The sequence below is a fragment of the Sphingomonas sp. NIC1 genome (assembly GCF_001638925.1).
Lineage (GTDB): Bacteria > Pseudomonadota > Alphaproteobacteria > Sphingomonadales > Sphingomonadaceae > Sphingomonas > Sphingomonas aquatilis.
Genome location: NZ_CP015522.1, coordinates 37,658 through 63,333, shown reverse-complemented (window position 1 = coordinate 63,333; position 25,676 = coordinate 37,658). Strand labels below are relative to the sequence as shown.

The 25,676-nt window shown below is 64.6% G+C and carries 27 protein-coding genes, 2 pseudogenes and 1 riboswitch; of the genes and pseudogenes, 17 read left to right on the top strand and 12 right to left on the bottom strand.

The genetic code is table 11. The features are described from left to right. Positions 1–232 precede the first annotated feature (232 nt). From A7E77_RS16185 to A7E77_RS16150, 8 genes and pseudogenes are all read left to right on the top strand, one after another. A complete protein-coding gene (locus tag A7E77_RS16185; protein ID WP_063690157.1) occupies positions 233–1,237 on the top strand; it encodes a type IV secretion system protein in 1,005 nt (334 codons plus the stop codon). A gap of 388 nt (positions 1,238–1,625) precedes the next feature. Continuing rightward, positions 1,626–2,318: a virB8 family protein gene (locus A7E77_RS16180; protein WP_063690155.1), complete on the top strand. Its 693-nt coding sequence runs from the start codon at positions 1,626–1,628 to the stop codon at positions 2,316–2,318. Continuing rightward, positions 2,315–3,153, top strand: a pseudogene (locus tag A7E77_RS16175) (TrbG/VirB9 family P-type conjugative transfer protein). The gene A7E77_RS16180 and the pseudogene A7E77_RS16175 overlap by 4 nt, the downstream one beginning before the upstream one ends. 1 nt (position 3,154) lies before the next feature. Continuing rightward, complete coding sequence (virB10, locus tag A7E77_RS16170) at positions 3,155–4,348, top strand: type IV secretion system protein VirB10 (RefSeq protein WP_226341906.1); 1,194 nt, start codon at positions 3,155–3,157, stop codon at positions 4,346–4,348. Continuing rightward, positions 4,345–5,355 (top strand): P-type DNA transfer ATPase VirB11, encoded by a 1,011-nt coding sequence (virB11, locus tag A7E77_RS16165; protein ID WP_063690153.1) that lies wholly within the window; start codon positions 4,345–4,347, stop codon positions 5,353–5,355. The genes virB10 and virB11 overlap by 4 nt, the downstream gene beginning before the upstream one ends. Beyond that, the gene (locus A7E77_RS16160; protein WP_078462354.1) at positions 5,327–7,087 is read left to right on the top strand and encodes a type IV secretory system conjugative DNA transfer family protein; all 1,761 of its coding nucleotides are present in this window, start codon (positions 5,327–5,329) and stop codon (positions 7,085–7,087) included. Before virB11 ends, A7E77_RS16160 begins: the two co-directional genes overlap by 29 nt. 60 nt (positions 7,088–7,147) lie before the next feature. Next, positions 7,148–7,894 (top strand): LPD7 domain-containing protein, encoded by a 747-nt coding sequence (locus tag A7E77_RS16155; protein WP_063690151.1) that lies wholly within the window; start codon positions 7,148–7,150, stop codon positions 7,892–7,894. Between the two features lie 215 nt (positions 7,895–8,109). Continuing rightward, the gene (locus A7E77_RS16150; RefSeq protein WP_063690148.1) at positions 8,110–8,586 is read left to right on the top strand and encodes an OsmC family protein; all 477 of its coding nucleotides are present in this window, start codon (positions 8,110–8,112) and stop codon (positions 8,584–8,586) included. Positions 8,587–8,712: 126 nt separating this feature from the next. Here A7E77_RS16150 and A7E77_RS16145 read toward each other — a convergent pair whose 3' ends face one another. Both A7E77_RS16145 and A7E77_RS16140 read right to left on the bottom strand, forming a co-directional pair. Beyond that, the gene (locus A7E77_RS16145; RefSeq protein WP_063690145.1) at positions 8,713–9,048 is read right to left on the bottom strand and encodes a DUF190 domain-containing protein; all 336 of its coding nucleotides are present in this window, start codon (positions 9,046–9,048) and stop codon (positions 8,713–8,715) included. 26 nt (positions 9,049–9,074) lie between these two features. Beyond that, the gene (locus tag A7E77_RS16140; protein WP_063690142.1) at positions 9,075–10,433 is read right to left on the bottom strand and encodes a voltage-gated chloride channel family protein; all 1,359 of its coding nucleotides are present in this window, start codon (positions 10,431–10,433) and stop codon (positions 9,075–9,077) included. A 23-nt stretch (positions 10,434–10,456) separates the two neighbouring features. Beyond that, positions 10,457–10,533: riboswitch (Fluoride riboswitch) on the bottom strand. Between the two features lie 130 nt (positions 10,534–10,663). Between A7E77_RS16140 and A7E77_RS16135 the strand changes: the two genes are divergently transcribed. From A7E77_RS16135 to A7E77_RS16120, 4 genes and pseudogenes are all read left to right on the top strand, one after another. Next, positions 10,664–11,062 (top strand): DUF305 domain-containing protein, encoded by a 399-nt coding sequence (locus A7E77_RS16135; protein WP_413243597.1) that lies wholly within the window; start codon positions 10,664–10,666, stop codon positions 11,060–11,062. Position 11,063: 1 nt separating this feature from the next. After that, positions 11,064–12,503, top strand: a complete 1,440-nt coding sequence (locus A7E77_RS16130) for a beta-propeller fold lactonase family protein (RefSeq protein ID WP_063690139.1) — start codon at positions 11,064–11,066, stop codon at positions 12,501–12,503. A 1-nt stretch (position 12,504) separates the two neighbouring features. After that, positions 12,505–13,013 (top strand): annotated as a pseudogene (locus A7E77_RS16125) (RNA polymerase sigma factor). After that, positions 13,010–13,780 carry an anti-sigma factor family protein gene (locus A7E77_RS16120; RefSeq protein WP_063690136.1) on the top strand — a complete coding sequence of 257 codons (771 nt, stop codon included), beginning with the start codon at positions 13,010–13,012 and terminating at the stop codon, positions 13,778–13,780. Before A7E77_RS16125 ends, A7E77_RS16120 begins: the two are co-directional and overlap by 4 nt. A 51-nt stretch (positions 13,781–13,831) precedes the next feature. On the opposite strand, the gene A7E77_RS16115 is transcribed toward A7E77_RS16120, so the two are convergent. Next, positions 13,832–14,344, bottom strand: a complete 513-nt coding sequence (locus A7E77_RS16115) for an MgtC/SapB family protein (RefSeq protein ID WP_063690133.1) — start codon at positions 14,342–14,344, stop codon at positions 13,832–13,834. Next, complete coding sequence (locus A7E77_RS16110; protein ID WP_063690130.1) at positions 14,341–15,408, bottom strand: molybdopterin-dependent oxidoreductase; 1,068 nt, start codon at positions 15,406–15,408, stop codon at positions 14,341–14,343. Before A7E77_RS16110 ends, A7E77_RS16115 begins: the two co-directional genes overlap by 4 nt. A gap of 146 nt (positions 15,409–15,554) precedes the next feature. Here A7E77_RS16110 and A7E77_RS16105 point away from each other — a divergent pair, with 146 nt between their 5' ends. The 4 genes from A7E77_RS16105 to A7E77_RS16090 all read left to right on the top strand — a co-directional run bounded on the left by A7E77_RS16105 (position 15,555) and on the right by A7E77_RS16090 (position 19,397). Continuing rightward, positions 15,555–16,427 carry a LysR family transcriptional regulator gene (locus A7E77_RS16105; protein ID WP_063690128.1) on the top strand — a complete coding sequence of 291 codons (873 nt, stop codon included), beginning with the start codon at positions 15,555–15,557 and terminating at the stop codon, positions 16,425–16,427. Further along, positions 16,424–17,575 carry a TDT family transporter gene (locus tag A7E77_RS16100; RefSeq protein ID WP_063690126.1) on the top strand — a complete coding sequence of 384 codons (1,152 nt, stop codon included), beginning with the start codon at positions 16,424–16,426 and terminating at the stop codon, positions 17,573–17,575. The genes A7E77_RS16105 and A7E77_RS16100 overlap by 4 nt, the downstream gene beginning before the upstream one ends. 89 nt (positions 17,576–17,664) lie before the next feature. After that, positions 17,665–18,900, top strand: coding sequence for a molybdopterin-dependent oxidoreductase (locus A7E77_RS16095; protein ID WP_007406293.1), 1,236 nt, complete (start codon positions 17,665–17,667; stop codon positions 18,898–18,900). 14 nt (positions 18,901–18,914) lie between these two features. Further along, entirely contained in the window at positions 18,915–19,397 is a 483-nt protein-coding gene (locus A7E77_RS16090; protein WP_007406258.1) for a c-type cytochrome, read from the top strand. 56 nt (positions 19,398–19,453) lie between these two features. Here A7E77_RS16090 and A7E77_RS16085 read toward each other — a convergent pair whose 3' ends face one another. The 6 genes from A7E77_RS16085 to A7E77_RS16065 all read right to left on the bottom strand — a co-directional run bounded on the left by A7E77_RS16085 (position 19,454) and on the right by A7E77_RS16065 (position 23,257). After that, on the bottom strand, positions 19,454–20,521 hold the full coding sequence (locus A7E77_RS16085; RefSeq protein ID WP_063690124.1) for a relaxase/mobilization nuclease domain-containing protein: 1,068 nt from the start codon (positions 20,519–20,521) through the stop codon (positions 19,454–19,456). 37 nt (positions 20,522–20,558) lie between these two features. Further along, a complete protein-coding gene (locus tag A7E77_RS16080; RefSeq protein ID WP_226341905.1) occupies positions 20,559–20,969 on the bottom strand; it encodes a hypothetical protein in 411 nt (136 codons plus the stop codon). A gap of 349 nt (positions 20,970–21,318) precedes the next feature. Beyond that, positions 21,319–22,326, bottom strand: coding sequence for a ParB/RepB/Spo0J family partition protein (locus A7E77_RS16075; RefSeq protein ID WP_063690122.1), 1,008 nt, complete (start codon positions 22,324–22,326; stop codon positions 21,319–21,321). After that, positions 22,323–22,823, bottom strand: coding sequence for a ParA family protein (locus A7E77_RS16070; protein WP_226341904.1), 501 nt, complete (start codon positions 22,821–22,823; stop codon positions 22,323–22,325). The genes A7E77_RS16075 and A7E77_RS16070 overlap by 4 nt, the downstream gene beginning before the upstream one ends. Continuing rightward, positions 22,775–23,062, bottom strand: coding sequence for a ParA family protein (locus A7E77_RS18335; protein WP_226341903.1), 288 nt, complete (start codon positions 23,060–23,062; stop codon positions 22,775–22,777). The genes A7E77_RS16070 and A7E77_RS18335 overlap by 49 nt, the downstream gene beginning before the upstream one ends. Positions 23,063–23,065: 3 nt before the next feature. Next, on the bottom strand, positions 23,066–23,257 hold the full coding sequence (locus tag A7E77_RS16065; protein WP_063690180.1) for a hypothetical protein: 192 nt from the start codon (positions 23,255–23,257) through the stop codon (positions 23,066–23,068). 152 nt (positions 23,258–23,409) lie between these two features. Between A7E77_RS16065 and A7E77_RS18100 the strand changes: the two genes are divergently transcribed. Continuing rightward, entirely contained in the window at positions 23,410–23,556 is a 147-nt protein-coding gene (locus A7E77_RS18100) for a YlcI/YnfO family protein (RefSeq protein ID WP_192930049.1), read from the top strand. Here the strand turns inward: A7E77_RS18100 and A7E77_RS16060 are convergent. Beyond that, the gene (locus A7E77_RS16060) at positions 23,553–23,873 is read right to left on the bottom strand and encodes a single-stranded DNA-binding protein (protein WP_063690120.1); all 321 of its coding nucleotides are present in this window, start codon (positions 23,871–23,873) and stop codon (positions 23,553–23,555) included. The genes A7E77_RS18100 and A7E77_RS16060 overlap by 4 nt on opposite strands. A gap of 536 nt (positions 23,874–24,409) precedes the next feature. Further along, complete coding sequence (locus A7E77_RS16055; RefSeq protein WP_226341902.1) at positions 24,410–25,213, bottom strand: helix-turn-helix domain-containing protein; 804 nt, start codon at positions 25,211–25,213, stop codon at positions 24,410–24,412. Positions 25,214–25,676: the final 463 nt, after the last annotated feature.

Sequence of the window (25,676 nt, the reverse complement as noted above, 5' to 3'; positions counted from 1 at the left end):
CCTATTTCACGCAGCATGAACAAGAGCGCGTGGAAATGGCTGGTATCTGCGAGAAGTGGAAGGCGTCTCAACGCCCCCAGCAAGCTGGCCCTCAGTTGTAGTTAGTAACTGCAACAACGTCGATACGGCCAACCAACTCATCCAATCGAAGAAGGATCGAGACGAGTTCAAGAAGGGCATGGGTATTTAAGTCTGCGGCTCCCCGCTGCATTGGATTTAGAGGTTAGGTAGAATGGGTAATCTTTTCCAGTCGATGTTCACCTACCTCAACGACGCCTTGGCCGCGATCATCGCTGTCTATGCCGGCGTCGTGGGCTGGATTTCCGGCCCGCTTCGCGTCGGGGTGACGATCTACATCATCCTCCTCGGCTTCGCGATCCTGCGCGGGGCGGTCGAGTATCCCTTCCGTGAGTTTGTCTATCGCGGGATGAAGCTGGCTGCGCTCGTGTTCGCCGTCACGACGCTCTACGGCGCATCGGTCAGTCTGTTCGCGATGAATGGTCTGCCGCGAGACGTAGCGCAGGCCGTAGGAGGGTCGGACGTCACCGGCCTCGGCGATTTCTTCGATCAGATCGTGAGAGGCGCTTCCACGACGGTCGCGAAGATTACGGAGATTCAAGACGCCAGGACTGCCGCGGCGGGCAAGAACCTTGTCGGGCTCCCGAACAACATCGTCGAGATATTCTTTACAGGCATCTACTGCCTCGTTCTGATGGTGATGGCGATCCTGTCGGCCGCCCTCGGCTTCACCATCTGCGCGTTCGCGTTGTTCGCCTTGGCCCTGCTCGCGGCCGTGGGACCGATCTTTGTCGCTGCGCTCTTGTTTGATTCCACTCGTGCCTTCTTCTTCGCCTGGCTGGGCTCCGCGATAAGTTACCTCATGCTTGTCGCGTTCGCGCTGTTGTTGACGATCTTCATCCGGAACACGGGTGAGGACTTTATGAGCCAAGCCTTCGCTGGCGACACAAACATCTCCGTCATCGCGATCCGCGCTATCGCCTTCTACGTCTTGGGGTTCTTCTTCTTCCTCCAGATCCCGGGCCTTGCTGCCGGGTTGGGTGGTGGCGGTGCATCACTCGCAACGCAGTTTGCGAACGCCTCCACCGGCAACGTCGTCCCCAACGCGGGTCGCGCCCTGACCTCCGCTCCGGGGAGTATCGCCAGCTTGCCAATGAGGCTTGGTCGATCCTCTCGCGCGGCGCGAGGGGGTGGCGGCTCTCTCTACAACAACAGCTAATCGGAGACCCGGCATGAAGCTCGGCTCGGCCTTGGCCTTTCTCGCCCTCGCGGCTCTTACTCCCCGGTCCCGGCGCTCGCGGCGAAGGATGAAAAGCTGCCCCGCTGCAATGGCCGACAGAAGCGGCCCGCCAATCTCTACGGGACGGTGTTGCCGTCGATCCCGTCGCGGACCGCTCCTACGGCCGCTGTGACGCCTCCAGACGGGGGTGTGCCACGTGGCACACCTCAATCTGCACCGACACCGGCGACAAACCTGTTTCCGCCCGACGATGCAGCGCCAGGTTCGCAAGGGGCGAACACGTCGAGCAAGGTGCCGGCGATCGGCACGCTCAGTTCAAGCGCCAGCCCGATCGCCGCTCTCTCAACCACATATGCGAGCTGCTGAAATGGCTATCGGCGTGAGGGACAAAGACGAGGATCTGAAGGCATATTTCGCGGAAGCGGAAAGCTGGGATCGCGATCGGTTCGTGGCTGCGGTCCGGTCGCGTCGCATTGCCTGGATCGTCGCCACTGTCGCGATCGTATTCGCCGCCATCTGCGCAGCCGCGGTGCTGGCGCTCTCACCGCTCAAGACGGTCGTTCCCTACGTCGTCACGGTCGATCGCTCGACCGGCGCCACGGAAGTCACCCAGGAGCTGCGCGGCGATAAGACGATCACCTATGACGAGGCGATCCGTAAGTATTTCCTCGCCGATTACGTGCGCGCCCGCGAGGGGTGGATTCCTCAAGCGCGCGAGGAGTTCTTCCGCAAGGTTCTGGCCCTGTCGGCACGGGAGGAACAGAACCGTTGGACGGCCTTCTACAAGAAGGACAATCCGGACTCCCCGCAAAACCAGTTCACTGCCAATGACGCGGTGTTCGTGGCGATCCGCTCCGTGGCCTTCATCTCGCCGAACGTCGCGCAGGTCCGCTTCATCAAGCGGCTCCAGCGTGACCAGCAGATAATCGAGACGCCGGCCATCGCGACCATAACTTTCGACGTGCTGTCGAAGCCGGAGACGGAATCCGGCCGATACGCCAATCCGCTCGGGTTTCAGGTGAAGACATACCGGGCCGACGTGGAGGTTCCGACGCGATGAAGACGATCCTGCTCCTGGCCGCTGCGATCGGCGCCGTGTCGGCAGCGCCGGCGCTGGCGCAGACTCCCTCCGCCCGCGGCCCCGATGCACGTATCCGGGAGGTCAATTATACCGACGGCAACGTGATCCAGATCCGGAGTGCGTTCCGCACGGCGACGCAGATCGAGTTCGCCCCGGCGAGGTCATAAAGTTCGTGGCGATGGGGGACACAGTGTCGTGGGAGGTCGCGCCGGCCGACAATTCGCTGTTCGTGAAGCCGCGCGAGCGTGCCGGCGCGACGAACCTGATCGTCGTGACGGACTTCCAGGGCACCAAGCGCAACTACACTTTCGAGCTGTCGACGGTCGCGACGGCGCGCTCGCCGGGCACCTTCTTCAAGGTGCGCCTCCGCTATCCCGAATACGAGGCCGCGCAGGCCAGGTTGGCGCAACAGCGCGCCCAGCTCGCCGCAGCGCTGGCCGCCCAGAACGGCGCGATCAAGGCGGCGCTGGATATTGGCGTTCTCGAAGGGACGCGGAACCTCAACTACAAGGTTCAGGGCTCGTCCGAGCTGCAACCGTCCGAAGTCAGCGACAACGGGCAGTTCACGGTGATGCGCTTCCCGAACCAGCGCGAAATTCCTGCGATCTTCACCGTCAACCCCGACGGCAGCGAGGCCACGGCCTCGTTCGACGTGCGCGACGAGTTCGTGGTCGTCCACGGCGTCTACAAGGAAATGCGCCTGCGCCGCGGGAAGGTGGTGCTGTGCATCTATAACGAAAGCCCGAGCTTCTACGGTCGCGATCCCAAGACGGACACGGCCTCGGAAGCGGTCGAGCGCACGACGGAGAACTGACGTGTCCGACAAGAGATTCGACGTCGATGCGACGCCCGACGTGAACGAAATTGATCGCACCCCGGCGGTCGATCGCCCGAGCAAGATGCCGGCGCTCAATGCCGTCCAGTGGGATAACAAGAAGATGGTCGTGGGCGCGGCGCTGGCGGGGGCGATCGTCTTTGGCGTCCTGTCACTCGTCTCCGGGTCGGGCAGCGACAACAAGGCCCTCGAAGCGAGGAAGGCGCCGCCTCCGGCTGTAGAGGCGCCTTACGATCCCAACTCCGTCATTGCGCCGACGCTCGCGACCGCGCCCCGCGATCCGAACGCCCCGGTGCAGCTCACCGGCGAGCAAGTGCCTGCGATCGGCCCCGATGGTCAGCCGATCACGCCCTACGGATCGGCGGGCGGGCAGCAGCAGAGCCGCGGTGTCAGCGAGGCGGAGCGGCGTGCCAACGAAGCCCGCGAGCTGCGCGACAATGCCCGGCGATCGACGCTGATCGCCTACAATGGCGACCAAGGCGTCAGGCGTGCGCTCGGCGACGTTGCCGGCGCCGGCAACGCCCAAGGCGACGGCGACAGCGCTCCGACACGGACCAACCTCGACAACCTGAAACAAACCTCGACGATCGGCACCGCAACGGCCCGCATGATCGGCGATCGCAACTATCTCGTCACCGCTGGCGCAATCATCCCCTGCACGCTCCAGACCGCAATGGACAGCACCGTGCCGGGCTATGCGACCTGCATCATCCCTCGGGACGTGTATTCCGATAACGGCCGCGTCGTGCTGCTCGAGAAAGGCACGCGCGTATTCGGCGAGTATCAGGGCGGATTGCAGCGCGGCCAAAATCGCCTGTTCGCGATGTGGACGCGGGCCGTCACACCCCGCGGCGTCGCGATCGACATTAGCTCGCCGGCCTCCGACCCGCTGGGTCGCGCCGGGGTGACCGGCAAGATCGATCGGTTCTTCTGGCAGCGGTTCGGCGCGGCGATGCTGTTCAGCGTCCTTGATGCGGGCGGACAGATTGCGGGTCAGGCCGTCAGTCCGCAAGGCTCGACGGTGTTCCGCACCCCCGGCGACACCACGTCGCAAGTCCTGCAAGACACGCAGAACATCCGTCCGATCGTGCGCGTGAACCAAGGAACCGAGCTGGCGATCACCGTCGCCAAGGATTTCGATTTCTCGCAAGTCTATGGGCTGGGGCTCAAGTGAACGCCCCGTTCCGCAACACCGCGATACTCGATCACGCTGTTCGGCCGCTGCGCCAGTATCTCGATGACGACGGTGTAACCGAAGTCGTCATCAACGAGCCGTCGGTCGTCGGCGTCGAGCGGCATGGTGGCTGGACCTGGGAGCGCGAGGATGATCTGACGCTCGACGCGCTCAATCAACTGGCGCGCGCTGCGGCCGCGTTCACGTCGCAGGACGTCACGCGCGAGAATCCGATCTGCTCGACGATCTTCCCGACCGGCGAGCGCGTCCAGCTCGTGCTTCCGCCCGTGGTGCCCGACGGCACCGTGTCGATCACGGTTCGCAAGCCGTCGACGAAGACGATGACGATGGCGGATTTCGAGGCGAACGGCCTGTTCGCGGAAACCAAGGTCGCCACGAAGCGGGTCAGCCCGGTCGAGGAACGCCTGCTCGGCCTCCTCAACACGGGGAAGCACGTCGAGTTTTTCGAGCTGGCGGTGCGCAGCCGGCTCAACATCCTGATCTCCGGCGCCACGGGCTCGGGCAAGACGACGTTCTCGAAGGGGCTTATCAAGCTGATCCCGGAGAATGAGCGGCTGCTGACGATCGAGGACACGCGCGAGCTGGTCGTGCCTCACAAGAACGTCGTCCATATGATCTACAGCAAGGACGGCACCGGCACCGCCAAGGTGACGGCGAAGGAGCTGCTGGAAAGCGCGCTGCGCATGAGGCCCGATCGCATCCTGCTCCAGGAGCTGCGCGACGGGACGGCGTTCTTCTACCTGCGCAACGTCAACAGCGGCCATCCCGGCTCGATCACCACGATACACGCGGACTCGGCCGAGCTGGCGTTTGAGCAACTGACGCTGCTGGTGAAGGAAAGCGAGGGCGGCGCGGACCTGGCGCGCGAGGACATACGCTCGCTGCTCAAGATTCTCGTCGACGTCGTGGTTCAGATGAAGAAGGTCGACGGCAAGTTCCGGATGACCGAGATCTACTATGATCCGGCAGGGCGCCATGCCGCCTAAACGGGGCGCCATCCTCGCGCTCGGCATCCCGGTCGGGATCGTCGTCGCGTTTCTTATCACTTCGGTCGTCGCGTGGATTTACCTGGGTCTCCCCAGCGCGAAGTTCGATATTTTCAAGATGCCGGCGTTCTTCTGGTATTACCGGCATGATCCGGTGGTGCTGAAAGCCCTCGCCGGGGGCGCCCTGGTCGGCACCATCATCGCAGGCCTCATGCTGTGGTGGGTCGCCAAGCGGAAGCCGCCCCTCCACGGTGCCGCGCGCTTCGCGAAGGAAGGCGAGATCCGCCACGCCGGCTTCCGCGCCGACAACGGCATTGTCCTAGGCAAAAAGGGCGGCAAGTTCCTGACCTTCGGCGGCAGCGAACATTGCATCGTCGAGGCCCCTACCCGCTCGGGCAAGGGCGTCGGCATCGTCATCCCGAATCTCCTGTCGTGGCAGGACTCGGTCGTCGTTCTTGATGTGAAGCGGGAGAATTGGAACGCGACGGCGGGCTTCCGCAAAAAATACGGGCAGGCGGTCTACCTGTTCAACCCGACCGATCCGGAAGGGCGGACCGCCCGCTACAACCCGCTCGGCTATATCGATCGCGCAGACCCCGATCAGGTGGTGATCGAGCTGCAGAAGATCGCGACGATGCTGTTCGTGCCTCCCGAGCGGGGAGAGCCGTTCTGGACGGACTCGGCGCGGACCGCCTTCGTCGGCGTCGGCGCATACCTCGCGGTCGCCGATCAGCCCTTCACCATCGGCTCGATCTATCGGCTGATGACGACGGGCGACACGCGCGGCTTCTTCAAGCGCGTCCTCGACGATCGCTCCCTCGATCTGTCGCAAGGGTGCCGGAACGCGCTCGCGGATTTCACGTCGGGCGCCGACAATACGTTTGCCGGCATCGTTCAGACCGTCACGTCGAAGCTGAGCCTGTGGCTGAACCCGCGCGTCGACGCGGCGACGGAAGCATCCGACTTCGATCTGCGCGAGCTGCGCAGCAGGCGCATGTCGATCTATCTCGGGGTGTCGCCCGACGAACTGGATCGGGTAGCGCCGCTCTATAACCTTCTGTTCCAGCAGCTCATCGACCTGAATGTGCGCGATCTGCCCGACACGGCGACGCCGCTGAAGATACTCGTCATCCTCGATGAGTTCGCCCGCATCGGGCGGGCGCAGGTGATTGCCAGCGCCTTCTCCTACGTCGCCGGCTACGGCATCCGCCTCCTGCCCGTCATCCAGTCCCGATCGCAGCTCCGGGCCGTCTATGGCGAGCATATCGCCAACGAGATCGTCGCCAACTGCGGCGTCGAGGTCGCGTTCACGCCGAAAGAGCTGCGCGTGGCGAACGAGCTATCCGAGCGGATCGGCTATATCGGGCAGGAGTCCGTCACCAAATCTCTGACGATACACGGCGTCCTGGCGAACCGCTCCAAATCCATGTCGGACCAGCGCCGCGCGCTCCTGCTCCCGCAAGAGCTGATGCAGTTTCCCGACAGCGAATTGCTCCTCCTCCGGGGCGGCATACCGCCGATCCACGGCGACAAGATACGCTACTATGCGGACGGGCTATTTCGCGGGCGCGTCGAGCCGGCGCCGGAAGTCCCCCGATCCCGCGCACGTTGCGCGACGACGAAGACCTGCCCGACTGTGCGATGCCGACATTCGATCAGCTCACGGACCCTGACCCGTTCGCGTTCGCGATGGATTGCGTCGTCACCCAGGATCATCCCGACATGCTCATAGACGTGGCGGCCGAGCAACGCGGCAACGAGGTCGTTGGTGTAATCGAACAGGAGCGATGACATGGCTGAGAATGTCGAAGCTGCCGGCGCTGGCAAAGAAGGTGATGGTCGGCGCCGGCGATCGATGGAAGTGCCCGCCGAGCTGGACTCCCGGTTCCTCCGCGTCGGCGACAAGCTCTATCGCAGCGCGCATGACAAACAGCCGGTCGCGACCATCACGCCCGATCGCATCAAGGCGAAGGACCGTGAGTCCCTCCCCGATCTGATCCGGCTCGCGAAGGAAAACGGGTGGACAGCGATCAAGGTCAGCGGCGACGCCGAGTTCCAGCGAGCGGCCTACCTCGCCGCATCGGCGCAGGGCATCAAGGTCGACGGCTATAAGCCCGACGACAAGACGAAGGTCGCGGCCGAGCGCGAGCAAGCGCGTCAGGGCGGCGTTCCCGACAACCAGGCGCGATCGACACGGACCGCCAACCAGGCCCGGGACACGCGGAAACAGGCCGAGCCGCGCACCGATCTGGCCGAGCGATTTCGCCGGCAATCGGACGTCCAGAACGCCAAAGACCCCGAGCTGCGCAAGGCGCAAAGCCACGTCGCGCTCGCGATGGCGGTCGCGGCCGAACGCTTCCCCAACGATCACGAGAAGCGGCGCGAGTTCGTGGCGGAACGCAAGGAAGAGGTCGCGGCGCGGCTCGGCCGCGGCGAGGCCGTGGCCGGCATCGAGGTCAAGACGAAGCAGGAACAGCGCGTGCGCGAGATGGCGCAGGATCAAATCCTGCAGAAGTCGCGATCAATCGGTGGGCGCTGACGCCGGGGTGTGCCACGTGGCACACCTTCCCGCTTCCCCAGCCTTCAACGCCGGTTTTGATACAAGGCAATTGGGAACAGGTTTCGGGAAAATGGCGCCTGAAGGTGGCAGTCAGCGGATGCCCCTCCCCGCCTTTCTCACTACAGGTTCGTTTGCGGGAAGGCCGTGCTATCGCCCCGGCGAGGGCGATTACGTTCGACAAGGGGTAAAGCGAGTTGGCCAAGGAACACGATTATACCTGCCGCATCGACTGGACCGGCAATCGTGGGGACGGCACCCGGACCTATCGAGGCTACGATCGCACCTGGGATGTGGTGACGCCCGGCAAGCCAACTATCCATTGTTCAAACGATCCCCTTCTAGGTGGCGATCCGACCCTGCCAAACCCGGAAGATCTTTTTCTGGCCTCGTTGTCGAGCTGTCATATGCTCTGGTATCTACACCTCGCTAGCAGCGCCAAGATCGTGGTCCATCGCTACACCGATGATCCGCTTGGCGTCGGAGAGGTCCACGCCGATGGGTCCGGGCAATTCCTTCGAGCGACTTTGCGGCCCGCGATCGTCGTTGCGGAAGGTACTGACATTCCGCAAGCAGAGGCGATCCACCACGAGGTTCACCGCTACTGCTTCATTGCCCGCTCGGTGAACTTTCCAGTCACATACTCACCGACGTTCGAGATCGCGGTGGGCTGACGCCGCCTTTCCCAAAATTCGATCCTTGCGGGGAAGCCTTGGCCATGTCGTTGGTCGTTTCCCAACCGGGAACGCCGATCAAGCTCTGGCTCGCTCAGTTTGGCGCGTGATCGTCCAATGCTCCAGTTAGTTGTAGACGATCACCTTGTCGCCGAGCAGATCGCCATGACGGCGACAGAAAAGGTCGAGCTGATCGCGATCACCGACCAGTTCAACACAGATCGTCAGATGCGGATCGGCAATTTCCGAGCCGTTCTCCCGGATCGGTTCGTGATTGCTGAAGCCGTAATGGGTATTTTGCGCGACGGCGTTGATGATGCCGTCCGCCTTCGCGGTGCGAATCAGCTCGCGATAGAGCGGCTTTGCCCCCCAGAAGCGACGCGGGCCGATCTTGTCGGACGGCTTCAGATAGATGCGCAGCATCCCGACTTCGCGGTGCTGAACGGTGAAAAGGTCGGGCATGGTAGAGCTTTCGACAGGAAGCGGGATCAGGCGCGCGCGCGCCGGCGAGAAGCGCGGCGCGTGCGGGCATCGCGCAGGGTGGCGTCGGGTGTGAGGTGTGCGGCAGGCACCTTAAGCACGGCGACGCGCTGCGACAGGTAGATGCCGTTGTGGCCTGAGCAGAGATAGGCGACGAAGCACGCGACTGCGATCGGCACCGCATAGGCCGCGCCGAACAGCTCGATCCCCATGAACGTGCAAGCCAGCGGCGTGTTGGCCGCGCCCGCGAACAGCGCGACGAAACCGATCGCCGCGAAAACCCCTGTCGGCACTCCGAACATGGGCGCGAGCGCATTGCCGAGCGCCGCGCCAATGAAGAACAGCGGCGTCACCTCTCCGCCCTTGAAGCCAGCGCTCAGGGTAACGACGGTAAAGAGCAGCTTCAGCGCCCAGCTCCACGGGTGCGTATCGGGGCCGAAAAAGCTGGCAATGGTCAGGTCGCCCGGCGTTGCCGCCAGCGTGCCCAGGCCGAGATAGTCTCGCGTGCCAAATAGCCAGACCAGCGCGATCACGGCGACACCACCGATAGCGGGTCGTAGTGGGCCATAGGGTATCACGCGCTTCAGCCATCCGCCGAGCGCATGGTTGGCCTCTGCAAAGGCCAGCCCGACCAATCCGAATACAACGCCCGCGACGCCGGCTTTGGCGACGAGCAACGCGTCGACCGGCACCATCGCATCGACATGGTAGGCGCCGTGATGAATGCCCCAGGCAAGACAGGTCCAGTCACCCACCAGTGCCGCGACTAGGCACGGTACTAGCGCGCGATACTCGACCCGGCCGATCGCCAGAACCTCCAGTGCAAAGACCGCGCCCGCGATCGGCGTCCCGAAGACCGCGCCGAAGCCCGCCGCGATTCCGGTCATAAGGAGGGTGCGTGTCGCTTCCGCATCCAGCTTGAGGGCGCGCCCAAACCCGCTGGAAAGACTGCCGCCCAATTGCACGGCGGTGCCTTCACGCCCCGCCGATCCCCCGAACAGGTGCGTCACGACCGTGCCGAAGAGGATGAGCGGGGCCATGCGCAGCGGCACACCGCCCCCCGGTTCGTGGATTTGCTCGACGATGAGGTTGTTGCCGCCTTCGACCGAACGCCCTGTCAGATGGTAGAGCAGTCCGACCAAGAACCCGCCGATCGGCAGCAGGTAGAGCAGCCAGGGAAAGGCATAGCGAAGCCGGGTTACGGCATCGAGGCTCCACAAGAAGGCCGCGCAGAGCGTTCCCACCGCTGCGGCCATCGGGACCAGAATCAAAGTCCACCGCAGCACCGACATGGCATGGGTGCGGCGCTCGCGAATGAACGCTGCCATGTTGAACTGGTCGTAGAGATTGCGAAACGTCGCGTGCACGATTCCTCCTTGCTGCCTTGCGGCGCCTGGTAGGAATCATCGGCCCTTGCGAGGGCGGTTCGGCCGAATGGCCCGGCGGAAATCCATCGCCGTGCCCGAGCATATGCTGTCCGACGGCGACCTGGTCAACCACGGCAGGGTCACGATGAGACCGTTGTTTTGGTGAAGATAAATAATTGGCTCGCCCATGGAATAAACCCCGACGAGCATCGTCTACGCTTTCGAGACCGATGCGCCGGAGGCTTATGCATAGACGAAACTGGATGCTGGGTCTGACTGCTTTAGCCCTGCTCACCGGCGCAGCCGCGGCCGCCCCTGCCGATGGCTACGCCAGCATGGTGTCTGCCGCGATGGACCGGATGATGGCGGGCATGATGGTCAAGCCGTCCGGCGACGTCGACCGCGACTTCGTCGCGATGATGCTTCCGCACCATCAGGGCGCCATCGATATGGCGGTGGCGGAGCTGCGCTACGGTCATAACGAGCAGCTCAAGCGCATCGCACAGGAGATCATCATCGATCAGCAGCAGGAGATCGCCGCCATGAAGCTGGCGATCGGTCAGCCGCTACCCCCTTCGACGCCAGCCCCGACGCAGGGCGGTGACCACCACAGCCATATGGAGCACTGACATGATCCGGACCATCCTGCGCTCGGCCGCCTTGCTGATAAGCGCCGCACCGGGCATCGCCATGGCCCAGCAGGCGCCGTGGAACGCCAGGGACGTGCCTGTCAGCCACCGCGACCGCGTCTATGCATCCGAACAATTCTCCAACACGGTGTCGGTGACGGACCCGGCCGACAACCGGCTGCTCGGCGTCATCAAGCTTGGCGATCCGCAGCCGATGAATTTTTCACCGCTCTACAAGGGGCAGGTGCTGGTTCACGGACTCGGCTTCTCGCCGGACGGGAAGACCCTCGCGGTCGTGTCGATCGCATCGAACGCCGTGTCGTGGATCGACACCGCCACCAACACCGTCAAGCATACGACTTATGTCGGGCGCAGTCCGCACGAGGCGTTCTTTACACCGAACGGCAAGGAAGTCTGGGTCACCGTCCGCGGCGAGGACTATATCGCCGTGCTCGACCCTACGACGTACAAGGAAACCGGGCGCATCAAGACGCCCGGTGGTCCGGGTATGACGATCTTCTCGCCCGATGGCCGATACGGCTATGTCTGTTCGTCGTTCAATCCGGTGCTGGCCGTGTTCGATGTCGCAACCCACGCGCAGGTCGGACAGGTGGCACAGCCGAGCCCATTCTGTCCCAACATCGCCGCGACGCCGGACGGCAAGCAGGTGTGGTTCACGCTGAAGGACATCGGCAAGACGGTCGCATTCGATGCCAGGCCACCCTTCGCAATCCTCAAGGTGCTGGATACCGGGCCGATCACCAATCACGTCAACTTCGCCCGCACGGTCAGGGGACAGTTCGCGTACGTCACGGTAGGCGGGGAAAACGCGGTGAAGGTGTTCCGCACGTCCGATTTCGCGCCCGTCGCCACCATCCCGGTCGGCAAGATGCCGCACGGCGTCTGGCCATCGGGCGACGGCCGGCGCATCTATGTCGGGCTGGAGAATGCCGATGAACTCGCCGCAATCGACACCACAGGCAACAAGGTGGTCGCCACCGTGCCGGTCGGACAGGCACCGCAGGCGATCGCCTATGTGCCGAACGCTGTCCCGACAGGCCCCGGCACCGACAATCTCCAACCGCTCGGTACGGCCGGCAAGGCGGTGCATCTGACCATGGGGCCGGTTGGCGGCAATGGTGCGGCAAGCAGCATCACCCTCTTCGACCAGGGCATCATCCAGGTCGTGCAAAGTGCCGTTACCGGTTTGCAGCCCAAAAAGCCTTACATGCTCGTGCTGACCGCCAACGCGGACGGCAGCGGTGCGGTAGAGCCGCTTGCGAACTTCATGAGCAACCCGGCAGGTGCGGCGATCGTCAACGCATCGGGGCCGATCCGGCAGATCGTTCAGGGCAGCACCGCGGCGCCCCGGCGCTTTCTGGCTGTCGCGGAGGTGGTGAACGGCGCGCCGGGTCGCATCGTGCAGGTGCAGCGCGACTGAGATGGACCCGCTTGCCGCCGCGATCGAACCCCTGATCCCCGGCCTGCGCCGCTATGCCCGATCGTGGTTGCGCGATCGGGCGATGGCGGATGACGTGGTGCAGGATTGCCTCGAGCGCGCAGTCGGGCGCTGGCGACAGCGACGCGGCGTGGAGGTGCGCCCGTGGGTCTATACGATCCTGCACAACCTGTTGGTCGACCATCAGCGGCAGCATAACCGGCGAGGCACGGCGGTTCCGCTCCACCTCGTGGACGACGCTGCGCTCGGCCGCCCGGCCGATCAGGATACAGGCCTGCACCACCGCGACCTGCTGCACGCGCTTGATGCGTTGCCTGAGGAACAGCGAACGGTGCTGCTCCTCGTCTCGGTTGAGGGGCTGCCCTATGCGGAGGTCGCTGCCGTCGTCGGGGTGCCGCTGGGCACGGTGATGTCGCGCATATCGCGGGGCGCGACCGTCTGGCGACGCTCCTCCGGGAGGGTGAACGGCCGCGATTGAGGAGCGTGCAATGACCAGCCCGATCGGCGAGGACGATCTGGCCGCGTGGATCGATGGCAGGCTGTCGCCCGAGCGGCAGCGCCTGGTCGACGCTTACCTTGAAGGCCAGCCGGACGTGCATGCCCGTTTGCGGGAGCAGGCGGAGCAGGCGCGAGCCCTTGCATCGCTGTTCGCTCCCATCGCGGATGAACCGATCCCGGCGACGATGCGCGTCGCAGCCATCAGGGGACGGCAACGCCAACCGCGTTGGCAACTCGCCATCGCCGCGTCGCTTCTCGTGGCGGTCGGGTTTGGCGGGGGCTGGTCGAGCGCGCGGTGGAGCGGCGAACCTCGCGCGGGCATCGCGGCGCTGGCCAACGAGGCGAGTGACAATTTCCGTGTCTATGCCGCCGACCGGATACGACCGGCGGAAATCGGCCCCGACCAGCGCGCCATGCTGATCCGGTGGACCTCCGCCCGACTGGGTGAGCGCGTGACCATCCCGGACCTCAGCACAGCCGGTTACCGCTATGGCGGAGGGCGACTGGTCGCGACACCCCACGGCCCTGCGGCGCTGCTCCTCTACGATGGACCACAAGCGTCGAAACTCGCGGTGCTGACGAGGCCCATGCAGATCGACAAGACCGCGAGCATGACCAGTACGTCCAGCGGGACCATGGGCCGGATCACATGGGCGGTCGACGGGATCGGCTACAGTGTGGTGGGCGAGCGCCCCGCGGCCGAGCTGCATCCGATCGCCGATGAAGTCCGGCGCCAGGCAGGTGCCGCGCTGGTGTCCTGATAGCGCCTTGCCGCTTCCCGGCGCCGACAGGCACCGGGCTGTCCAGCGCGATCACGGCTTTCGTTCGGCGTCCTTCCTGTCGGCCTCGGCTGGCGTCAGCCTGGCCCGCTCGCGGATGCGGCGTTCGAGCGGAGCGCCCACGAACAGTACGAGCATCGCAAGGCTCAACCCGCCGATGATGAGCGGCCACACCGCCAACCCTGCTGCCGCGCCGATGGTGGCGGTGACCCAGATGCACGCGGCGGTCGCCAGTCCATGCACTTCCTGACCCTGACCGACCCGCAGCACCGCGCCGGCACCGATGAAGCCGACGCCGGACAGAATGCCCTGCATCGCCCGTCCTGCGGCATCGGCGTTCACGTTCGGCAAGCCACTATGCACGATCGCCTGCACGGCGATGCAGCTCGCCAGACCGACCAGACCCAGTGTCCGCAAGCCCATGATCTGCCGGTTCTCGCGCGAGCGTTCCCAACCAAGTACCATCCCGGCCGCAGTCGCCACCACCAGCCGCCCGATCGCATCGATCCAGAAGCCGATGTCCGATGCCGCTGACGCTTCGATCATTCGACCAGCACGTGCACGTGATGCCAGGCGGTGCACAGATAGCCGGCGAAGTTCCACATCGTGTCCGGCCGTTCGGGCTGTCCCTGTCCAGCCTCGTCGAAGGCGCGCACGACGAGGTGCTGGCGACCCTTGGCGAGCGTGGCGTCGAGGGTCCAGCGTCGCCAACCCCAATGGGTCTCCGGATCATCGGCAAAAGTCGCCTGTTGCCAGTCGCGACCACCGTTTACCGACACCTCGACGCGCGAGATGCGGCGATCATAGGCGATGGCATAACCCTCGATCCGCACCTCCCCGGCCGGCAGGCTTTCGCCAGAGCCGGGCGCACAGATCGCGGCGTTGAGCGGCATGGCATTGATGGTCAGACCCTGGCTCCAGTCGACGGTGTTGCTCGTCACATCGGCAGGAAAGAGCTTGTAGTCGTGTGCCTGGATCGGTGCGTCGGATGGCGTGTCGCGCACCTCGATCCGTGTCAGCCATTTGGCGCTTCGCACCCCGGCATAGCCCGGTATCACCATGCGGAGCGGTGCGCCGTGTTCGGGCGTCAGCGGCTCGCCATTCATCGCCCAGGCAATGAGGACGTCGGGTTGCCGCGCCTTGTCCATGGCGATCGAGACCCCGAACAATGCTTCCTCGCCTTCGACGTCCACCTCGTCCGCGCCGGTGAATGCTACGAACAGGTCGGACGCATCCGGCGCACCGACGGCATCCAGCACGTCGGACAGTCGTACGCCGGTCCACTGCGCATTGCCGATCGCGCCAACGTCCCACGGGTCGCCGGAGGTCTTGGCGACCTGCTGGAGATCCGTGCGCCGGTTGCCGGCGCACTGGAGCACCGCCGTCACCGTGCGTGTGGCAAACGCGTTCTTCAGTTCCTCCACCGATAAGAAGCGGCTCGCCATGCCCCTCCCGCTCACCTCGATCCGATGATCAGCGGGCAGGTCGGGCACCGCCCCGTGGCTGCGCACGTAGAACAGCGCCTGCGGCGTCAGGAACCGCTCGATCAACGCACCTGGCATTGGCTCGGCGTTGTAGGGATCGGAACTGCGCTCGATCATATCGGTCATGGACGATCAAACGCGCCGCATGCGCGTATTGCTTCACGTCTTGGAGACCATCACAGACGAAAGGCTGCCGATCATTCCGATATCCAGATTGGAATAAACAGATCAAACGGTTGGTCGTATCGATCAGATTGCGCGATATAAGCTGCATGACCCTGGAGCAGCTCAGAATCTTCGTCGGTGTCGCCGAGCGCGAACACGTCACCAAGGCAGCGGAAGCGCTGAATGTCACGCAGTCTGCTGCCTCCGGCGCGGTCGCGGCCCTCGAAGCGCGCTACGGGATACCTCTGTTTCACCGTGTCGGGCGTGGCATCCAGCTGACCGAAGCAGGCCGCGGCTTTCTGGAGGAAGCGCGCGCGGTGCTGGGGCGGGCAGCGCATGCCGAGACGATGCTGGCGGACTATGCCGGGCTTGCCCGTGGTTCGTTGCGGATCGTCGCAAGCCAGACGATCGCGAGCTACTGGTTGCCGGCAAAGCTCGCCGCCTTCCACGAACGCCACCCGCAGATCGCGGTCGAACTGGCGATCGACAACACCGAAGGTGCGGCAGCGCAGGTCCTGAGCGGCGCGGCGGAGCTCGGTTTCGTGGAGGGCGAGGTGGACGAACCGGCGCTCGCCCACTGGAATGTCGGGCGTGACCCGATGGTGCTGGTCGGCCGCGAGGACGCCGGGCGCGTCGACGAGGACTGGCTTCGCGCTGCACGCTGGATCGTCCGCGAGCAGGGTTCGGGCACGCGCTCGACCTTCGAGGACGTACTGCGAACGCGCGGGTTTGATCCGGCCCAGCTGACCGTCGCGATGACGCTGCCGTCCAACGAGGCCGTGCGTACCGCGGTCGAGGCTGGTGCCGGCGTTGCCGTCTTGTCGCGATTGGTCGTCGCACGCGCGCTCAAGGCCGGCGATCTGGTCGAGCTGCCGCTCGGGCTGCCCGACCGCGCCTTCCACGCGCTGCGCCACAAGGAACGCTATCGCACCCGCGCGGCCGACGCGCTGACGGACCTTATCAAGGAGCAGGTCGCATGACTGCCGACACGCACTCCGTTCTAAGCGGCTTCAAGCCGCTCAGCCGGCTCGATCACCCCCGCGAGATGATCCGCCAGTTCACGCCCAACTGGTTCGCCGCGACGATGGGCACGGGCATCCTCGCGCTCGCGCTGCCGCAGGTGCCCGGCATCGGCCCCTCGCTAAAGCCGGTTGGCGAGGTGTTGTGGTTCTTCAACATCGCGCTCTTCGCGCTGTTCGCCGGTCTCTATGGCGCGCGCTGGACCATGTTCGGGCACGAGGCGAGGCGCATCTTCGGGCACAACACCGTGTCGATGTTTATCGGGACCATCCCAATGGGATTGGCGACAATCATTAACGGTTGCCTCGCCTTCGGCATCGCGCGGTTCGGGGATGGCATTGTGCCGGTCGCACACGTCCTGTGGTGGATCGACGTCGCCATGTCGCTCGCCTGCGGCGTGCTGATCCCCTACCTGATGTTTACCCGCCACGAGCACAGCCTGGACGGCATGACCGCCGTATGGCTGCTGCCGGTCGTCGCTGCCGAAGTGGCGGGCGCCAGCGGCGGGCTGCTCGCGCCGCATCTAACCGATCCCCACGCGCAGATAGTGACGCTCGCGACCTCCTATGTGCTGTGGGCCTATTCGGTGCCGGTCGCGTTTGGCATCCTCGCCATCCTCATCCTGCGCATGGCACTCCACAAGTTGCCGCATGAAAGCATGGCGGCATCTTCCTGGCTGGCGCTGGGGCCGATCGGCACGGGTGCTCTGGGCATGCTGGTGCTCGGCGCGGATGCGCCGGCGATCCTCACCGCGCACGGGCTAGCCGGCGTCGGCACCGTCGCGCAGGGGATCGGCGTTGTCGCCGGGCTCTGCCTTTGGGGTTTCGGCCTGTGGTGGCTGGCGCTCGCGACGCTTATCACCATCCGCTACTGGCGCGCGGGCGTGCCGTTCAACCTCGGCTGGTGGGGCTACACCTTCCCGCTCGGCGTCTACACCGTCGCCACCTTCCGCCTCGGCACGACGCTGAACCTTATGTTTTTCGGTATCGTCGGCACGGTGCTGACGGTTGCGCTCGCGGCGATGTGGCTGCTGGTCGGTGCCAAGACGCTAGCCGGTGCATGGCGGGGCAACCTGTTCGTCTCGCCCTGCATCGCCACCCCGAACTGATCCGCCATGATGATCGGATCAGCCGGTCCGATCACTTGCAGAATGCCCCTTTGATCCGCCAGCGTGACTGGCCACAGGAGAGCCTTGTCATGGACAATTTCGACGCCGGGCTGGCGAGTGAGACCAGCCGTCGCCGCTTCCTCAGCCATGCCGCGCTCGGCACCGCCGGCCTTGCCGCCGCGCCGGCACTGGCGCAGCAGCTCGTCGACCTGAAGCTGCCCGGCGGCAATGCCGAGCGGCCGATGACCAGCGCCTTTCCCGGCAAGGGCAGCATGATCCTCCAGCGCGTCCATCCACCCTTGCTGGAGACGCCGATGGAGGTCTTCGACAAGTCGGTGTTCACGCCCAACGACCAGTTCTTCGTCCGCTGGCACTGGGCCGACATACCGACCTCGATCGACGTCGAAAGTTTCCGCCTCAACGTCTTCGGCCACGTCAATCGGCCGCTGTCGATCAGCCTCGCTCAGCTGCTGCGCCTTCCACGGGTCGAGATGGCGGCGGTGAACCAGTGCTCGGGCAACAGCCGCGGGCTGTTCCAGCCGCGCGTCGCCGGCGCGCAATGGGGCAATGGCGCGATGGGCAACGCCAAGTGGCTCGGCGTTCGCCTGCGCGACGTGCTCGACCTCGCCGGGGTCAAGGCAGGCGCGGTGCAGGTGCGCTTCGGCGCTCTCGATCAGCCGGTCGTGGCGGGCGCTCCTGACTTCGAGAAGGCACTCGACATCGACCATGCCCGCGACGGCGAGGTCATGATCGCCTTCGGCATGAACGGCGAGCAACTGCCGCTCCTCAACGGCTTTCCCTGCCGGCTGATCGTGCCGGGCTGGTACTCGACCTATTGGGTCAAGATGCTGAACGCGATCGAGGTACTGCCCGGCCCTGACGACCAGTATTGGATGGCCAAGGCCTACAAGATCCCCGCGACACCCGGCGCGAATGTCGCGCCCGGTGCCAAGGACTTCCCGACCGTACCGATCAATCGCATGATCCCGCGTAGCTGGATGACCAGCCTGCCCGATGGTCAGGCGATCGCCTATGAAGCGTCGATCCCGGTCGGCGGCATCGCAATGGGCGGCGATTGCGGCGTCGCCAAGGTCGATGTGTCGTCGGACGGTGGCCGCACCTGGTACAGGACGACGCTCGGAGCGGACGAGGGCAGGTACAGCTTCCGGCGCTGGGACGGGCGGGTGCCGCTGAGACGCGGGCCTAACCCCATCATGGTGCGCTGCTGGAACACCAACGGTGTCGCTCAGCCGATGAAGCCGATCTGGAATCCCGGCGGGTTCATGCGCGGCAACATTGAAACCACCACCATCATCGCGGCCTGAGGAGCGAGCAAATCATGAAGACTCCGTCTCCCGGCATGATGGCTGCTGGCCTGATCGGCCTGACCGGCATCATCCTCGTCTCGATCGGCGCGCCGAGCAGCCGCAAGGCGCCCGTTCCGATCTCCGAGATGTCTGAGCCGGCACCGGCCGCCAGCGTGTCAGCGCGCGGCTTCTCGCTTGCCTCGACCAGCGTCGACCTGCCGGCCGACGACGCGACCTACCCCGACGGTCCGCACGCCGACGTCATCAATGCCAATTGCACCTCGTGCCACTCAGCCAGCATGGCGCTGACCCAGCCTGCGCTATCGGCGGATCAGTGGAAGGCGACCGTCACCAAGATGCGTGAGGTGTATAAGGCGCCAGTGGCCGAGAAGGACGTCGATGCGATCGTTGCTTATCTCACCGCTATGCCGAGCCAGAAGGTGGCACCCGCGACCGGCAAGGCGCAGGACCCGGACCCCAAAGTGGCTCCTGATGTCTCAGGTGGAACCGGCTAACCGATCTACTTCCATAATCCCGAAATACCATCCCAATCGGGAAAGCGGCTCGATGATTACCGCCTGCGGCTTGGCGGCGGGGGTGTGCCACGTGGCGCACCTTGATCCGGCGACGGGCGGGTCCGGGTCCGCTCCTGTGCCTCTCGGACGCGGGTTTCCGCCTCGCGCAACATCCGGTCGGGCACCGTTTCGATGCTCCCGCGCTCCTGTATGAATTGGCGCACGTCGCGGGCCAGCTTGCGGTCCTCGCGATCGGCGCTGCGATCGAGCCGTTCGGCCGCGACCTCATAGCGCCGCTTGGTGTCCTGCCAACGCGCGCGCGTCTTCGACACGAACGCGGGCTGCTGCGCCTTGCCAAGCGCGATCTGCATGGCTTCTCGTGCCTGACGTAGATCGGCCTCGGTCGGCTGACGGGAAGCGCCGCTGCGTATCCGCGCGCGCAACTGCGTCAGTGCCATGCTGGTGCCGGCCCTCCCCTGGCCGCGCGTGTAGCGCGGCGTCGCCTCGGCCTCGATGCCGCGGCTACGCAGCGCCTCGGCAAACGCCTCCCGGAAGCGGAACAGATCCTCGCGCCTCGGATCGAACCGCTTGCGGTCGACTCCTTCGGCTTGGACCGACAGGTGAACATGCGGCCGGGGCGTGTCGGTGTGGAGCGCCATCAGATAGTCGTGGTTGTCGCCGATCATGCGCTCGGCCGCCTCGCGCACGGCTTGCTTCACCGTCTCGGGGTCGGTTCCTGCCGGCATCGAGAACACCATCGCCACGGCCGAAACGGTCGTGCCCTGCCGCCAATAAAGCGGGTCCGACCATTCGTCGGCGATCCGCTGCGCGTCTTCCTTCGTTGCGATCTGCTCCCCGTCGCGCGTTTCAAGGGGAATGTCGCCGTGGCGGCCGATGTAATCGAGATGGGCGGCGAGATGCTTGGCACCCTTCTTTCGACCCGTCACCTTGACCAGCACCTCGGGGGTGCGCCGCACGACTCGCGCGAGCGTCGCCCGGGCATCCCCTCTAACGTGCGACGTCGCCGGCGTCCGCGTAGCGAACGGCCCGGTGCCGTTGACCAGGTGCCGCGCGTATTTCAAATTCGGATCGCTGACGAGACGTGGCTTGAAGCTGGGCTTCATCGCCTCCCAAAGCTCATCCTCGCGGTCCCGAACGGCATTAGTCGGCGACCTCCCAGAAGGCGGTTTCGCCGCGCAGCACGGCCGCCAGCGCCTCGATCTGCTCGTTGATCTCCTCGCGCATGTCCGCGATGCGACGCAGCTCGCGGTCGATCTGCAAGCCGCTGTCCGCCATCATCGCCGCGTTGCCGGCCTTCATCGCCTGATTGAGGTTCCGGCCGATGCGCTGGAGCTGCATCCGGATCGGCGCCACTGCGTCGCGAAGTCCATCGTCGACGCCGGCCTTCAAGGCGATGTGCCGGCGCACCAGCGCCTTGATCCATCCGGCGCGATCGACGCCCCGCTCGGCCGCCCGGTGATCGAGGACAGCCGTTTCGACGTCCGTGAAGGTCAGCGACACGCGATTTCCCGCGCTGTCGGCGCGGGGGGCGATCCGGGGAGCGTCGGCCACGTGCTTCAACGATTGCTGAAGCACGGTGCGCAGGAGCGCGCTGCGCCCTCCCTGCCTCTGCCACGGCGTCGAACGCGGCAAGCAGCTCGCGATCAACGCGCGCCGTCAACATCGCTGAACCCTTGGTGGGGGATGAAGGCTGCGGCGCGAGCGACATAGCCGGAAGGTAATGTAATACAGAAAACGCAGCAACACCTATCCTGCCATCAAACATTTTCCACCAAAATCAGCCTTCAAGTGTGCCAGTGGCACACCCAATCCGACTGAAAGTGATGAAGTCGCGGAAGGAAGGATTGGGCTTGAGCGCGAGCGACGGCCGCTGCCGGCGCTCTCCGTTCAACCGGCGCGATCAGCGCCAGCTCACCATGCGCGGCTCCGCCTCATCCTCGAAGTGCAACCACGCCTCCACAATCATTGCGCGCTTGCCCTCGATCTCGATCGTCGGCCGCTCGACCTTCTGTTTAGCCGTCCTCGGCTTGGCCGGCGAGCGGGGTGCAGGGGCGGGGGTTTCGGGCGAGGCACTGTCTGTCGGCGTCGCGCCTTCTGGCACGGGCGTCTCGTCCAGCGCCCGACCGGCTTCCTCGTCTCGGATCGCGTCTGTCGTCGGCGTCATCTCGCCCGCGTCGGTCGCCGCCGTATCATCCACGGCAGGGCGCGCGGGTGCCTCCGCTTGGCTCGACGTGTTGGACTTGGGCGCCGATTTCTTCGCCCCTACCTCGCGCGCGAACCGCTCGCACGCCAGCACCGTCATATCCTCTGCCGCGGTGTTGGCGACAAAGGCACGAGTTGCCGCGTCGTCAGTCTTCGCAGCCTGGACGAGTGCGACCGCGCTCCGCATCGATATGTCGGCGAACAGCGCGGCGATGTAGTCGGGCGCCTTTGCGAGCCCCTGATAGCGAGTCAGCAACGTGCGGTTGCGGCCCGTCGCTCGCGCCAGCTCGGCGAGCGAGCGCCCTTTCTCGACCTGGCCGGTAACGAACCGGATCATGTCGGCCGTCGACAGATCCTCGCGCTGGTCGTTCTCGATGAACTGATCGATCCGCACCTGCTCAACGTCATCCGTCTTACTGACGATCGCGCGGACCTGCACGCCCAGCTTCTGGCACGCCCGCCAGCGCCGCTCACCGAACATGATGCGATAGCGGCCCTCCGCATCTTTCGGGGCAACAGTGATCGGTTGGAGCTGACCGCGCTCTTTGATCGTGTCCGCCATTTCATCGATCTTGGCCGGATCGATCTCGCTGCGGACGTTCTCGGGATCGGGATAGACCAGCTCAGGGTCGAGAAGCTGAACGCGATCGGCATCCGCCACCGCTGCTTTCTCGCTGAAAACGTCGAAACCGGAGAAGTCGGTCATTTATGGCTCCCGATCCGGGTCATGGCTTCCTCGAGAAATGCACGCATTGGCGGAAGCGAAGTCCGCACGTCCTTGTCGAACCGCCACACCGGCACATGCTCCTGAATGGCCTGGCTGTAGTGAGCCCGCTCGGGAAGGTAGTTGGTGAATAGGTTTCGCCCGATCTTTTCCTTGATCGCAGCAAGCATCTTCATCTGGTGAGTATCGTTCGCCCGAACCCGGTTCGGCACGAGCCCGACGACATGGATCGGCGTTTTCCGACGCTGGTTCACCGTCTGGATCGAATCCGAAACCTGCTTGGTCGCTGCCGGCCCAAACGGTCCAAGCTCGACCGGAACGATCAGGTGGTTGCACACCAAGAGCGCGGCGAAATTAATCCAGGACCAAGAGGGGGGCGTGTCGATGACGCAAAAATCGAAATAAGAATCGAGCGCCGGGAAATTGGCGTTCAGCGCAGAGAGCGCGCGGGGGTAATCGGCGTCGTACTCTCCACCCATCCGATTAGAGTAGATCGCGAGGCGCGGAAAGGTGGCCGGTGGCACATAGTTCGGCTCGAACAGCGGCTTGCACGTCCCAAGCTCTCGAAATCTGCGAGCGCGTCGGTCGCGTTGCACTGTCGATCGAGGTCGAGGAACAGCACGCGATGGCCGGCGTCGGCGAGAACCCATGCCAGATGGCAGGCGATCATCGTCTTGCCGGCGCCGCCCTTCTCGACGTTGATGGCAATGGTCTTCACGCCTTACCAGCCTCGGTCGGAATTGTTGGTCCAGTGCTCGTAACCGCAATAGTTGGAGTCCGTCCGCGTATTGCGGCGCGCCTCTTCATCGGGGGTGTCACCGCTCCAGATGCGCGGCCTCGATCCACCACCACCGCGGAGGACGGCCCAAGCGATCAGGACGAACAGTCCGATCGTCAGCAGATTATCCCACATGGCCTTCGCCTCCGACACTGCCTTGATGAAAGGCCGAACCTGTAATATACGATACCGCTAATCCCGTCAATATGCGGTATCGGTAATTAGGGCATTGCATGACGTCTAGCAATATCCGGTCAGTCGGTCGCCCTCCGATGGAGGATAAGACGATGGGGCGCTTTCCCAAAGGCACGCTCGATCGGATCAAGACCGTCCTCCGCGATGGCGAGAGTCAGGCTGATTTCGTGCGCGAGGCGGTAGAGCTGGAGCTACGCCGGCGAGAGGGGCCGCCGGTAGGCGGCCCCGGCAGCGCCTAGTCTCGGTCCTCCGATCCCTTGGCGAGAACAGCAAAGCCGTCGGCAATCAGCTCGACCGTGTAGCGCCGGCCTTCAGCGGTGTCGTAGGAGTTCTGGCGGACGCGACCGGTGATGTGGACCAGATCGCCCTTCTGCGCCTTGGTGGCGCGCTCGATCAGCTTGCCGAACAGCGTCACCTCATTCCAGTGCGTGTCCGTCATCCACTCGCCATTCTCCTGGCGGTTGTAGTTGGCAGCGACGTTCACCTTCGCCACCTTGTCATGCTCCGTGATCTTCCCGACCCGGCCGATGATCCGAAACTCCGCAATGTTCTGCATGGTCCTGTCCTTTCGAGCGATCAGGCTCATTCCTGATGGGAATCGAAGGGGAGTGCAGACGTCGCGATCAAGCAAAAAAACGGAGGGTCCGCATAGCGGAAACCGTAGGCACAGCCGGTTATTTGCTTGATCGTAGAAGGCGGCCAGCGCCCATTTTCCCATCGTTTCAGGGATAGCCGCCGGAAGGGACCGGCCTTGGAACTCGCGCGGGGATCTCGCCGGCCTGGATGTGGATCGCGGCGTCACATGATGATGGTCGACCAGCTCGCCACGGCCTCCGGAGAACAGGGGATTGGAAAACGCTCGAGAGAGAAGACGCCGGCTCTGATCGCGGACCCGGCGCTGGAGACTGACGCTACGGTCGCGTTGATGGACGAAAAACGGCTGCACCAGGCACGAAGGCGACAAATTGAGCGCGACGGTAAACGCTTGCTCCTCTCGGGAGCATCGCGACGCGAAGCGGCGCGTCCGACGGCTCGGCGAGGTGCTGAGGTTGGCGGTTGTGTGATTACGGTTGGGCTAGGATTGTCTCGCCGTTAGGCGTCAGGGCGTTGGCCGACTAGGCCAACTCCATTGGTCCCTAGAACATATGAATCTAGGAGCGGTTGACCATTTTTTTGAGACTCTTGCTCCTCAATCGCGATGGCAAGGCGGTCCAGCACCTGCCGCAAGCCGGCGTCCTCGATCTCCTCGGCGACAACCTGACGGGGGGAGCGCCAAAGGCGCATTTCCTCAATCTGCTCAATACGGTCGGCCTCGCGCTGCACCACGTCATCCGGGAGGGGGACGGGCCGGAGAAAGCGCGGAAGGAAGCGAGCGAGCCGGTTGGGAAAGCTCATCCGATAGACGTTGGACGTCTGTGCGTTGCGAGCCTTCGGGCGATCGGCGGGAGGATCGATCGGCACGCACCGGCGCTGCTTGTCGAGCAAGCCCATCTTGGCGAGGATCGACAGGCCGCGTCCGACGCTCGCGCGAGAGAGGCCGGTGTGCGTCTCGATCCATTCCCACGTCGGGAACACCTTGCCGGCGCAGTTGCGGGCAAGATTGGTAAGCTGCTCGAACACGCGGACCGCTGCGGGGGTTATCAGCGTGACAAGCCGTTCGTCATCGGTGAGCTGCCGCCCTTCGGAGCGGGCAAGGCGACGGATCGCGTTCTTGCGCTTCAGCAGCTCCACGGCCTTCTTGTAGAGCCGATCGGTCTCGCCCTTGGCGTAGCTGTAGAAGAAGTCATCCTCGAACGTGCCGGCCTTTCGGCTGTTCGGGTGAACATGCGCGCGGGTCGGGTTTGCCGCGCCCGATCGCGATCTCGGCCGCGCCCGCTCGATGCGGTCGAGCGCCATGAAGCTCGCTTTCGCGAGGGTAACAGCTCCCATCTTCCGTCCCCTTCGTAGGGCCGGGACCAGGCAAAACTAAAGCGTGGCGCGAAGCGCGCTCCCTTGAACCAAGGTTCGGGAACAGGTATGAGAGGGTGTCTTACGTCCCGATCGATGCCGCCAAGCATCGCTCATCACGTTCCAGGGTGCCCGGCCTTCGTGCCGGGCATTCGTTTATGTGGTCACGGCCGCTCCCTGACTGGCCGATCACGCGATGCGATCAGCTCAACAGTATTTGTGGCGAAATCAGCGGAGCCGGGAAACCGCTACTATTCGTGCTTTCGGCGACCGAGGCCCGGAAAAGTTCGTGCTTTCGGCGACCGTCATCCCGGCCATTCGTGCTTTTGGCGACCGGAATTCGTGCTTTCGGCGACCAGAGTTCGTGCTTTCGGCGACCGATCGGAAAAGCGTCTGATCGGGGTCAGGACAT